13 protein-coding genes and 1 pseudogene are annotated in these 10,208 nt (G+C 56.5%); 8 read left to right on the top strand and 6 right to left on the bottom strand.

Annotation, left to right across the window (positions count from 1 at the left end; translation table 11 throughout):
* From ACTF58_RS12880 to ACTF58_RS12890, 3 genes are all read right to left on the bottom strand, one after another.
* The coding region (locus tag ACTF58_RS12880) for a hypothetical protein (protein ID WP_438992372.1) at positions 1-353 on the bottom strand (353 nt) is incomplete at its 3' end.
* Between the two features lie 101 nt (positions 354-454).
* Positions 455-1,048: a LysE family translocator gene (locus tag ACTF58_RS12885; protein ID WP_438992373.1), complete on the bottom strand. Its 594-nt coding sequence runs from the start codon at positions 1,046-1,048 to the stop codon at positions 455-457.
* A 237-nt stretch (positions 1,049-1,285) separates the two neighbouring features.
* Positions 1,286-2,242 (bottom strand): L-malyl-CoA/beta-methylmalyl-CoA lyase, encoded by a 957-nt coding sequence (locus ACTF58_RS12890; RefSeq protein ID WP_438992374.1) that lies wholly within the window; start codon positions 2,240-2,242, stop codon positions 1,286-1,288.
* 268 nt (positions 2,243-2,510) lie between these two features.
* Here ACTF58_RS12890 and dgcN point away from each other — a divergent pair, with 268 nt between their 5' ends.
* The 3 genes from dgcN to ACTF58_RS12905 are packed head-to-tail and all read left to right on the top strand — an operon-like array spanning position 2,511 to position 5,361.
* Positions 2,511-3,515: an N-acetyltransferase DgcN gene (gene dgcN, locus ACTF58_RS12895; RefSeq protein ID WP_438992375.1), complete on the top strand. Its 1,005-nt coding sequence runs from the start codon at positions 2,511-2,513 to the stop codon at positions 3,513-3,515.
* Positions 3,516-3,524: 9 nt separating this feature from the next.
* Positions 3,525-4,490: an N-acetyl-D-Glu racemase DgcA gene (gene dgcA / locus ACTF58_RS12900; protein ID WP_438992376.1), complete on the top strand. Its 966-nt coding sequence runs from the start codon at positions 3,525-3,527 to the stop codon at positions 4,488-4,490.
* 7 nt (positions 4,491-4,497) lie between these two features.
* Positions 4,498-5,361, top strand: a complete 864-nt coding sequence (locus ACTF58_RS12905; protein WP_438992377.1) for a D-amino-acid transaminase — start codon at positions 4,498-4,500, stop codon at positions 5,359-5,361.
* A gap of 140 nt (positions 5,362-5,501) precedes the next feature.
* On the opposite strand, the gene ACTF58_RS12910 is transcribed toward ACTF58_RS12905, so the two are convergent.
* Both ACTF58_RS12910 and ACTF58_RS12915 read right to left on the bottom strand, forming a co-directional pair.
* On the bottom strand, positions 5,502-5,816 hold the full coding sequence (locus ACTF58_RS12910; protein WP_438992378.1) for a DUF1244 domain-containing protein: 315 nt from the start codon (positions 5,814-5,816) through the stop codon (positions 5,502-5,504).
* A gap of 4 nt (positions 5,817-5,820) precedes the next feature.
* On the bottom strand, positions 5,821-6,570 hold the full coding sequence (locus ACTF58_RS12915; RefSeq protein ID WP_438992379.1) for an N-formylglutamate amidohydrolase: 750 nt from the start codon (positions 6,568-6,570) through the stop codon (positions 5,821-5,823).
* Between the two features lie 106 nt (positions 6,571-6,676).
* Between ACTF58_RS12915 and pyk the strand changes: the two genes are divergently transcribed.
* From pyk to rplT, 4 genes are all read left to right on the top strand, one after another.
* Positions 6,677-8,122 carry a pyruvate kinase gene (pyk, locus tag ACTF58_RS12920; RefSeq protein ID WP_438992380.1) on the top strand — a complete coding sequence of 482 codons (1,446 nt, stop codon included), beginning with the start codon at positions 6,677-6,679 and terminating at the stop codon, positions 8,120-8,122.
* Positions 8,123-8,160: 38 nt separating this feature from the next.
* On the top strand, positions 8,161-8,385 hold the full coding sequence (locus ACTF58_RS12925; protein ID WP_438992381.1) for a hypothetical protein: 225 nt from the start codon (positions 8,161-8,163) through the stop codon (positions 8,383-8,385).
* A 115-nt stretch (positions 8,386-8,500) separates the two neighbouring features.
* A complete protein-coding gene (gene rpmI, locus ACTF58_RS12930; RefSeq protein WP_300292722.1) occupies positions 8,501-8,701 on the top strand; it encodes a 50S ribosomal protein L35 in 201 nt (66 codons plus the stop codon).
* 12 nt (positions 8,702-8,713) lie between these two features.
* The gene (rplT, locus tag ACTF58_RS12935; RefSeq protein ID WP_438992382.1) at positions 8,714-9,079 is read left to right on the top strand and encodes a 50S ribosomal protein L20; all 366 of its coding nucleotides are present in this window, start codon (positions 8,714-8,716) and stop codon (positions 9,077-9,079) included.
* Between the two features lie 227 nt (positions 9,080-9,306).
* Here rplT and ACTF58_RS12940 read toward each other — a convergent pair whose 3' ends face one another.
* Positions 9,307-9,546: a hypothetical protein gene (locus ACTF58_RS12940; RefSeq protein ID WP_438992383.1), complete on the bottom strand. Its 240-nt coding sequence runs from the start codon at positions 9,544-9,546 to the stop codon at positions 9,307-9,309.
* Positions 9,547-9,904: 358 nt separating this feature from the next.
* On the opposite strand from ACTF58_RS12940, the pseudogene ACTF58_RS12945 reads away from it, so the two are divergent.
* Positions 9,905-10,208: pseudogene (locus tag ACTF58_RS12945) on the top strand (phenylalanine--tRNA ligase subunit alpha); the annotation flags it as partial.

Here is a 10,208-nt window from a genome sequence, read left to right on the forward strand (position 1 = left end):
TCGGTACAGTTGGAGCGCATCATGACAAGCTTGGTCTCCATCTCGCCGACTTTCGCCGCGAGCGCTTGGCGTTCGTCCAGAGGCGCGCCGGCAATGATTGCGGCGCGCAGATCGGCGCGCGCAGCCATGGCTGCCTCCTCAACTTTCTTGCGGTTTGCAGGCATTGTGTCGAGCCATTGCTTGAGGTCCGCGCGCTGCGCCTCGGTCAGCTCAAGCGCATCGGCATTTTTCACAATCACAGGCGTAAAGGCCACAATCGGCGCCGAAATTTCGCGCGCAGGCTGGTTTTGTTGCGCAAAAGCGGGGGCCGTCAGGGCAAGTGCCATCGCGGCACCAAGAAAGACAGACTTCATTTTACTCTCCAATATCATACAGATGGCGAGATCATATAGTGAAGTCCGAATGTGAGTCTTGACCTAAATCAATATCCTCACCATAGCTTTGCCTCTTCCGCCTAAGGCAAAAGAACAGGATAGAGCGAAAGCACCAAAAGCACAGCCATCCCCCAGTTAAAGGCCCTGAGCCGCGCAGGCGAGGTCAGAAAGCGGCGCATCTCGCGGCCCAAAACGACCCAGATCGTGACAGAAGGGAAGTTCACGATCATAAAGGCCAAAGCCACCAGCGCGACAGACCAGATTGACCTGTCGCCCGCATAGAGCGTGATGGCACTCAGCCCCATGCTCCACGCCTTCGGGTTGACCCATTGAAACGCTGCCGCCTGCAAAAACGTCATCGGCGTGCCGCCCGTCGCGCGGCCCTCGGGCGCGGCGGAGTTGGCGATTTTCCACGCCAACCAAAGCATATACACCACGCTGACAATGGTCAGGATCCCGCGGCTCACAGGGTAGCTGTCAAACACCTGCATCAGCCCAACCCCGACCAGAAAGATCATCAGGCCAAAGCCAAGGCTGATCCCGAACATATGCGGGATTGTGCGCACAAAGCCGAAGTTCGCCCCAGAGGCCAGCAACATCATATTGTTCGGCCCCGGCGTCGCCGATGTGACAAAGGCAAAGACGGTGAGGGCAAGGAAAATTTCATATGTCATCCGCGCAATATGCGCGCGTTTGACGGGCGCTAAAAGGCCAAAACAGAGCCATGCTGCACCCGCACAACGTGCGCTGCTGTAACGAACAGGCCGTTTTGCCCGAAATCGCAAAAACCGATTGGGCGGTGCACGCATGGTGCACGCGTGGTGCACGCTTTTCACCCCCCTAGAATCAGCTGGGTTTCAAACGTTAACGGGCGCCCGAAGACGCCCGCTTTTTATTGAAGTTGTGTCGTTTCAGCCCGCGATCAGCTCGGCCTGAGCGACGATCACTTCGGCTTGTTTGATGCTGGCAATGTCCACCAGACGGCCCTTGTAGACGGTTGCGCCTTCGCCGTTGGCTTTGGCGGTTTCCATCGCGGCAAGGATCTCGCGGGCCTCGGCGACTGCCGCCTCGGAGGGTGTGAAAACCTCGTTTGCCAGCGCGATTTGCTTGGGGTGGATCGCCCATTTTCCGACCATGCCAAGCGTCGCGGAGCGCATCGCTTGGGCGCGGTAGCCTTCGTCGTCCGAGAAGTCTCCGAAGGGGCCGTCAACAGGCAAAACGCCATGGGTGCGGCAGGCCGCAACAATGGCCGCTTGCGCCCAATGCCACGGGTCTGACCAGTGCTTTTCGCCGTCGCGCAGCATATAATAGTTTTCCTGCGTGCCGCCGATCCCCGTTGTTTGCATACCCATTGAGGCCGCAAAGTCGGCCGCACCGAGGCTCATGGCCTGAAGGCGCGGGCTTGAGGCCGCGATGGCTTCGACATGGGCAATCCCTGCTGCGCTCTCGATGATCACTTCAAAGGAAACAGGCTTGGTGCGGCCCTTGGCGCGCTCGATGGCTGTGACCAAAGCGTCGACGGCATAGACGTCTTCTGCGCATCCAACCTTGGGGATCATGATCTGGTCAAGCCGCTCGCCGGCCTGCTCCATGATGTCGACCACATCTTTGTACCAATAGGGCGTGTCGAGGCCGTTGATGCGCACACTGATATGCTTGTTGCCCCAGTCGATTGTGTTGATCGCCTCGATGACATTGGCGCGCGCGGCGTCCTTGTCCGATGGGGCAACGGAATCTTCAAGATCAAGGTTTATAACATCAGCAGCACTGGCCGCCATCTTGGCAAAAAGTTTGGTGTTGGACCCTGGTCCAAACAGCTGACACCGGTTTGGCCGCTTTGGCGCTTGAGGTTGAATGCGAAAACTCATGATGAAGGAGCCTTTCAGGTAATGAAATTGCGTTTGGGCTTGTGGATTGGATATTAAATTACAGACGTGGCTGCAAGCGCTCTTTGCACCTGCAGCATAATCTGTGGCGCTGCCCAGAATCGGAATGTGAGGCAATTTTCGAAGAATCTTCGAAGTGTTAACGAATAGCTGGGAGAATATTGAAATATTTAACTGAATATTAGTGGAAATGAGAAGTGCTTCGCGTCAGTATCGCTAAAGTTCTCCCAAACCATTGGGGGCTTTAGCCATGATCAAAACACCATACCTTCTCTTTCTCGGCGACGCGCCAGACCAACTTGCCGCCAAAGTGGCGCAAGGCATAAAAGACTGGCGTCCAGAAAACGCTGTTGGCCAGTTCCGCATGGAAGGCTGCAAAGCCGATATGGGCCTTGCCGACATGACGCTGGAAGAGGCCAAAGCAGCAGGCGCAAAGACGCTTGTTATTGGCGTGGCCAACCGCGGTGGTATCATCAGCCAAGAGTGGAAAAAAGTCTTGGTCACGGCGCTGGAAGAGGGCTTTGATCTTGCGTCTGGCCTCCACAACCTGCTGCGCGAAGAGGCCGATCTTGTGGCCGTCGCCGAAGCCACGGGCCGCACGCTGCATGATGTGCGCATCCCCGACGTGAAATACCCCATCGCCAACGGCGAGCCGCGCAAAGGCAAGCGTCTCTTGGCGGTCGGCACGGATTGCTCCGTTGGCAAAATGTATACTGCCCTCTGCATGGACAAGGAAATGCAGGATCGCGGCATGAAATCTACCTTCCGCGCAACAGGCCAGACAGGCATCCTGATCACAGGGGGTGGCGTTCCACTTGATGCTGTGATCGCGGACTTCATGGCAGGCTCGATTGAGTGGCTCACCCCTGACAACGACGAGGACCACTGGGATATCATCGAAGGCCAAGGCAGCTTGTTTCACGTCTCTTATTCAGGCGTAACCATGGCGCTGATCCATGGCGGCCAGCCTGACGCATTGGTCGTTTGCCACGAGCCGACACGCGAGCATATGCGCGGCCTTCCGGGCTATTCGCTGCCAAACCTTGAGGCTGTTCGTGACATGGCGTTGCAGCTGGCGCGGGTGGCCAACCCAGCCTGTGAAGTGATCGGCTATGCCGTGAACACGCAGAACATGGACGATGACGCCGCACGGGCCTATCTCGCTGATATTGAAGTGAAACTTGGCCTGCCAGCAACCGATCCTTACCGCTATGGTGCGGGCAAGCTGGTTGATGCACTGGCGGCGCTGGGCTAAGGCAAGACCATGAAAATCACAGTCACACCGGAAAGCTTCAAGCTCGCGCAAGTCTTCACCATTTCAAGAGGCTCGCGCACCGAAGCCAAGGTGCTGACTGTGCGTTTGCAAGACGGCGCGCATCAGGGCTGGGGCGAATGCGTGCCCTACGCCCGCTACGGCGAAACACTTGACTCTGTCACAGCCGAGATCAACGGTTTGCCAGACCAGTTTGACCGCGCTGCCCTCTATGAGCTTCTGCCCGCAGGCGCCGCGCGCAATGCGGTTGATTGTGCCCTCTGGGATCTGGAGGCAAAGGCTGCGGGCAAACGTGTTTGGGAGCTTGCAGGCCTGCCCGCGCCCCAGCCCGAGATCACAGCTTATACGCTCTCGCTTGATACACCGGAAAAGATGCAGGAGCAGGCGGCGAAACACGCGTTCCGCCCGCTTCTCAAGATCAAACTGGGCACACCGGATGATATGCCCCGCCTTGAGGCCGTGCGCCGAGGTGCACCAAAATCGCGGATCATCATTGACGCCAATGAAGGCTGGTCGCGGGCCGTATATCTTGACCTCGTGCCACATCTTCAGCGCCTTGGTGTCTCGCTTGTGGAGCAGCCTTTGCCGGCCAGTGATGACGAGGGGTTGATCGGGATCGAACGGCCTGTGCCTGTCTGTGCGGATGAAAGCGCGCATGATTGCGCAAGCCTGCCGCACCTGAAAGGCAAGTATGACATTGTAAACATCAAGCTCGACAAGACAGGTGGGCTGACCGAAGCGCTGCGCCTGAAGGAGGCCGCATTGGCCGAAGGCTACGGCGTGATGGTCGGCTGTATGGTCGGCACATCGCTGGCCATGGCCCCCGCAACGCTTGTGGCGCAGGGTGCGACAGTGACCGATCTTGACGGCCCGCTGCTTCTGGCCGAAGACCGCGAAACGCCACTTCATTTTGACGAACAAGGCGTCCACGCGCCAAAACCAGAGCTTTGGGGATAGACCAACTATGACACGCACAGTTTATGTAAATGGCGCTTATGTGCCTGAGAATGAAGCCCAAATTTCGATCTTTGATCGGGGATTTTTGATGGCTGATGGGGTCTATGAAGTGACCTCGGTTCTCCAAGGCAAGTTGATCGACTTTGAAGGCCATGCCGTGCGTCTTGAGCGCTCCTTGAACGAGCTGGATATGGCTATGCCTTGCACGATGGAAGAGCTTTTGGCCATCCACCGCGAGCTTGTGCGCACAAACGATATTGATGAGGGGCTGGTCTATTTGCAGATCACCCGTGGCTCTGACGGCGATCGTGATTTTGCCTTTCCTGACCCAGAGACAACCAAGCCAACACTGGTGCTGTTTACTCAAAACAAACCCGGTATGGCGAACAGTGCCGCCTCCCAGAAAGGCGCAAAAATCATCTCGATCGAAGACATCCGCTGGGGCCGCCGCGACATCAAAACAGTCCAGCTTCTCTACCCGTCGATGGGCAAGATGATGGCCAAGAAAGCGGGGTGCGATGACGCTTGGATGATCGAAGACGGCTTTGTCACCGAGGGCACATCGAACAACGCCTATATCGTGAAAGGCAACAAAATCATCACGCGTGGATTGTCAAATGACATCCTCCACGGGATCACCCGCGCCGCTGTCTTGCGGATGGCGAAAGAGGCGCAGATGGATGTGGAAGAGCGCAGCTTTACGATCGAAGAGGCCAAAGAGGCCGACGAGGCTTTCACAACGTCTGCAAGCGCGTTTGTGATGCCTGTTGTTGAAATTGACGGGGTGATGATGGGGGACGGGACGCCCGGTCCTGTTGCCAAGCGGTTGCGCGAAATCTATCTCGACGAGAGTATCAAAAAGGCGGTCTGAGGCTTCATGAGCAAAGGTCGACTTCGCTTCGCGAAGCCGACCCGCTGGGGGGGCCAGCCCCCCAGACCCCCCGGGATATTTTGAGAAAGAGGAAGACAGGGGCAGGTGTGATCTAGAAGGGGCTAACGCGAGGCGCTAGATTAGCTCTTGTCGGTCACATTTTCTTTGAACGCCACATCGAACTTGGCCTGCTTTTCAGGGCCAGCATCTGTTTGATAATTGGTTTTCCATTCCGTCATGGTCATCCCGTAATAAGCCTCGCGGGCGTCATCTTTTGACATCTCGACGCCGCGCTCGTTTGCCGCTTCCTGATACCAACGTGCAAGGCAATTGCGGCAAAAGCCGGCAAGGTTCATCATATCAATATTTTGCACATCGGTGCGGTCTTGCATCAGGTGTTTTTGCAAGGCGCGAAAGGCGGCGGCTTCGATTTCAAGTTTGGTTTGGTCGTCCATGTTTTTAGGCCTCGTTTTCTAGGGCGATGCGCAAGGCGTTCTGCAATACGGGGGCAAGGCGAGCAGCCCATTGTGCTTGTTGCTCATCAGTTTGGATAAGATCGTTGCGAATTTCAACGAGAGTGTTGTGGCGGCCCTGTGCAATGGCGTGTCTGTCCACAGTATCGCCAGGCAAGTGCCCGCCGTAAGGCTCGTTGCGGCCGACGCAGAGCGACGGGTCCAGCTGTAATTGGTCAAGCAGTGGATCGCAAAGGCGCCTGTCATCGGCATGAAGAATTCCCAGGTGCCAAGGCCGTTTGGGCCGGCCTGCGAGCTGTGGCGTAAAGCTATGCAGCGAGAGCAAAGCAGCATCATGACGAGGCCTTAAAAGATCTGTGAGCGCGGTATGATAGGGCCTGTAGCAAGCGTCCAGACGGCGCTCTTTTTCGACTTCGTCCGCGTGGCGATTGGCGGGAATAATTGTTCCGTCATAGAGTTTCATCAGGAGTGTGGGGTCGTCCTCACCACGGTTAGGGTCGATCACGAGGCGCGAAAAGTTTGAACAGATCACAGGTGCGTTGAGCAGGGCGCCGAGCGCTAGAGAAACGCCTTTTGCACCCACATCATATGCAATATGACGGCTCATATCGCCTGCGGGAAGATCGAGAGTGCCGCCGTTTACAAAGGGCGGGACGATGTTTGAGGCGTGATCGCAGGCTATGACCCAAGGCCCGCTGCGCTCGGCTCCTGAGATTTCAAAGGGCTTGTAATCCATTTGTTAAAATCCTTGTAAGCGCGCAAACGCCCTGTTGTGCCCGTGTTACAGACGGGCGATAATCAGACGGTGGCATACCGCTCAAATCTATCAAGAGGCAGACAATATGAGACGGCTCAGAAATGTAAAGATCGTGGCGACGTTGGGGCCTGCTTCGAATGATTATGAGATGATCAAACGCTTGCACGAAGCGGGCGCGGATGTGTTTCGTCTTAATATGTCGCACGGTGGTCATGATGAGATCAGGGAACGCCACAGAATCATCCGGGAGATCGAACGCGAGCTTGAAAGCCCGATCGCTATTCTGGCTGATTTGCAGGGGCCGAAGCTGCGGGTTGGGGTCTTTGCCAATGAGGAAGAAGAGCTGGTTGAGGGGCAAAACTTCCGGTTTGATCTTGATGAAACAGCGGGCACCGAGGCGCGCGTTTGTTTGCCGCATCCTGAAATTTTCAAGGCACTGGAAGACGGCACCACCCTGCTTGTGAACGACGGTAAGATCCGCCTCAAGGTTGAGAAATGTGGCGCGGATTTTGCCGAGTGTGTTGTCACGGCAGGCGGCACGATTTCCAATCGCAAGGGTGTGAACGTGCCCGAAGTGGTGCTGCCTTTGGCGGCGTTGTCCGAGAAAGACCGCGCCGATCTTGAGTTTGTCTGCCAGCTTGGAGTTGACTGGATCGCTTTGTCGTTTGTCCAGCGCGCCGCAGATGTGGAAGAGGCCAAAGCGCTGATTGACGGGCGCGCGGCTGTGCTGTCCAAGATTGAAAAGCCCACGGCGGTGACCAGCTTTGAAGACATTCTGGCTGTCTCGGACGGCATTATGGTGGCGCGGGGCGATCTTGGCGTGGAGCTGCCTGTGCAGAATGTCCCGCCGATCCAGAAGCGGCTTGTGCGGCGCTGTCGTGCGGCGGCGAAGCCCGTGATTGTGGCCACCCAAATGCTGGAGAGCATGATCGAAAGCCCGATGCCGACGCGCGCTGAAGTGAGCGATGTGGCGACGGCGATTTATGAGGGGGCGGATGCGATTATGCTCTCGGCGGAGTCCGCGGCGGGGCAGTATCCTGTGGACGCGGTGCGCACCATGAATAATGTCGCGGTTGAGGTTGAGTCTGACCCGACCTATCGCGAGATTATCGAGGCGTCGCGAGTTGCCAAGCGGGAAAGCGTGGCAGACGGGATCGTGGCGGCGGCGCGCGAAATTGCCGAGACGACAGACATCAAGGCGATTTGCTGTTTCACACAGTCAGGCACGACCGCGCTTTTGACGGCGCGAGAGCGTCCGCGTGTGCCGATCATTGCGATGACGAGCCTGCGCGGAACGGCGCGGCGGCTGGCGCTGAGCTGGGGGACAAACTGCATTATGACAGGCGAGCTTGAGCGCTTTAAGCAGGCTGTGGTCAATGCGGCGCGTGCGGCGCAGAGCGCAGGATATGCAACAGCAACAGATCAGATCGTTGTCACGGCGGGCGTTCCTTTCAATGTTCCGGGCACGACAAATATTTTGCGGGTGGCACCGTGTGACCAAAGTTTGATTTTTGCCTCTGACCCAGAGTAAACTCTAAAAAGTTAATGAGTTTAAGAAGGGTGCGTGCGATGGACTATGATCTTTATCTTGTCATCGGGTTGGTGATTGCGGTCTTCTCTGTGCCTGCGGTTGTTTCGGCGCTTGCGGACAATCGCACGCCAAGGGCGGCAGCGATTGTTTTGATGCTGAGTGGCGGGCTTGTGGCTTGGGCTGTTGCGTCAAAGCCTGCAGGCTATACGCTGGATCAGATCCCCAATGTCATTGTGGATGTGGTCGGGCGCTATTTGGGCTGATTAGCCCTTGCAAAGAAGCAAAACCCGTCCTAAAAGCGGCCTTCGTCTGCGGGACCGGCCAGAAGTGGCATGCCGAGTCGCGCATTATAGACCGACCCAAACTAAGGAGACGGAAATGCCCAAGATGAAGACCAAGTCGAGCTGCAAAAAGCGGTTCAAAATGACGGCAAGTGGCAAGGTCAAAGCCGCCCAAGCTGGTAAACAGCACGGCATGATCAAGCGCACAAACAAATTCATTCGCGATGCTCGCGGTACGACAACCCTATCTGCACCTGATGCCAAAATCATCAAGTCCATGATGCCATACGCACGCTAAGGAGGGTTAGATATGTCGAGAGTAAAAGGCGGAACAACCACACACGCACGTCACAAGAAAGTTATTAAGGCAGCCAAAGGTTACTATGGCCGTCGTAAAAATACTTTTAAGGTCGCGCGCCAGGCGGTGGACAAAGCGAACCAATATGCAACCCGTGACCGCAAGAATCGCAAGCGCAATTTCCGCGCTCTGTGGATCCAGCGGATCAACGCGGCTGTGCGCTCACATGATGAGTCGCTGACATATTCGCGCTTTATCAATGGCTTGAGCCTTGCTGGTATCGAAGTGGACCGTAAAGTCCTCGCCGATCTGGCCGTCCATGAGCCAGAAGCCTTTGGTGCGATTGTTGCACAGGCGCAGGGCGCATTGGCGTCTTAAGCCACGCTAAAACCAAAAGAAAAGACGCCGTAAACCGAGAGGTTTGCGGCGTTTCTTGTTTTGGAGTTAAGGCAGCGATCCGCTTGGTTAATGGAGCAAAGATTGCTGATTCTAGGGGGGTGATATGTGTGCACCCCCCGTGCACCATGCGTGCACCGCCTGACACAAAAAGGGTTAAGCGAAATTAACCTAATGCAGCGTGCGGTGGTGCATGACTGATTTAAAGTTTATAGCGTGCTTGAACAATGCGCGCCGACATTTGGCTTGTTGATGTGATGCGGGTTTTGAATCAGAACCCATGACACAGCATAGCCCGGAGCTTGCGTGCGCGAGTATGAGCACCCGTCGGATGTTGTATACCATTGGCCCTGATAGGTTGTGGACGGACGTGTTTGGGCTTCGGCGAAGCTTGCTGTTGTGGCCACAGCGAGTGTGACAGCGGCGATAAGTTTTGTTGCTTTGGTCATGGCTGGTACCTCCAGTTTGTCAGTGAGGCCCTTTACCTAGGGGAAGATATTGGCCAATTTTGGGCGCAAAGCGGGCGGGATTGGGCTGAAGCGAAATAATTTTAATGGTTAATGGCGCGTGGCTCAGGCGCGCAGGGCCTGACGGATGGCGCCTGTCAGCCAGTTGGGCGTGATGGCGAGCAAAGGCGCGGCCCCGCCGTGAGGCTGAGAAGGCAAGATACGCCATAACGAGACCCGCGCAGGGAAGGCGAAGTGTGAATAGCGTATTCTGTGCGGTCAATTTGTGCAGATGTGCCAGTTGGCTTGCGAAAAGGTGCGGGGCGCGCTAGGTCAAACGCGAGCCAGATAGGTATGAGACATGGACGATCTAAGAGACAAATACATCGCGGCGATTGCGGCTGCGTCTGACGAAGCCACGCTTGAGGATTTGCGCCTGCAAGCGGTTGGCAAAAAAGGCGAAGTGAGCCTTCAGATGCGCGAGCTGGGCAAGATGACGGCCGAGCAGCGGCAGGTGGCTGGGCCGAAGCTCAACGCGCTGAAAGACGAGATTAACTCGGCGCTCGCAGCGAAGAAGGCAGGGCTTGAGGATGCGGCGCTGGATGAGCGGCTGCGCAGCGAGTGGCTTGATGTGACATTGCCGAGCCGTTTGCGCGGGCAGGGGA

The sequence above is a fragment of the Lentibacter sp. genome (genome assembly GCF_965657785.1).
In the GTDB taxonomy this organism is placed as follows: Bacteria; Pseudomonadota; Alphaproteobacteria; order Rhodobacterales; family Rhodobacteraceae; genus Lentibacter.

Excerpts from the sequence above, each read along its gene's own strand:
- pyk (WP_438992380.1), top strand. The coding sequence starts at position 6,677 with ATGAGACGGCTCAGAAATGTAAAGATCGTGGCGACGTTGGGGCCTGCT.
- ACTF58_RS12940 (WP_438992383.1), bottom strand. The coding sequence starts at position 9,546 with ATGACCAAAGCAACAAAACTTATCGCCGCTGTCACACTCGCTGTGGCC.
- ACTF58_RS12925 (WP_438992381.1), top strand. The coding sequence starts at position 8,161 with ATGGACTATGATCTTTATCTTGTCATCGGGTTGGTGATTGCGGTCTTC.
- dgcN (WP_438992375.1), top strand. The coding sequence starts at position 2,511 with ATGATCAAAACACCATACCTTCTCTTTCTCGGCGACGCGCCAGACCAA.
- dgcA (WP_438992376.1), top strand. The coding sequence starts at position 3,525 with ATGAAAATCACAGTCACACCGGAAAGCTTCAAGCTCGCGCAAGTCTTC.
- rpmI (WP_300292722.1), top strand. The coding sequence starts at position 8,501 with ATGCCCAAGATGAAGACCAAGTCGAGCTGCAAAAAGCGGTTCAAAATG.
- ACTF58_RS12910 (WP_438992378.1), bottom strand. The coding sequence starts at position 5,816 with ATGGACGACCAAACCAAACTTGAAATCGAAGCCGCCGCCTTTCGCGCC.
- rplT (WP_438992382.1), top strand. The coding sequence starts at position 8,714 with ATGTCGAGAGTAAAAGGCGGAACAACCACACACGCACGTCACAAGAAA.
- ACTF58_RS12890 (WP_438992374.1), bottom strand. The coding sequence starts at position 2,242 with ATGAGTTTTCGCATTCAACCTCAAGCGCCAAAGCGGCCAAACCGGTGT.
- ACTF58_RS12885 (WP_438992373.1), bottom strand. The coding sequence starts at position 1,048 with ATGACATATGAAATTTTCCTTGCCCTCACCGTCTTTGCCTTTGTCACA.
- ACTF58_RS12905 (WP_438992377.1), top strand. The coding sequence starts at position 4,498 with ATGACACGCACAGTTTATGTAAATGGCGCTTATGTGCCTGAGAATGAA.
- ACTF58_RS12915 (WP_438992379.1), bottom strand. The coding sequence starts at position 6,570 with ATGGATTACAAGCCCTTTGAAATCTCAGGAGCCGAGCGCAGCGGGCCT.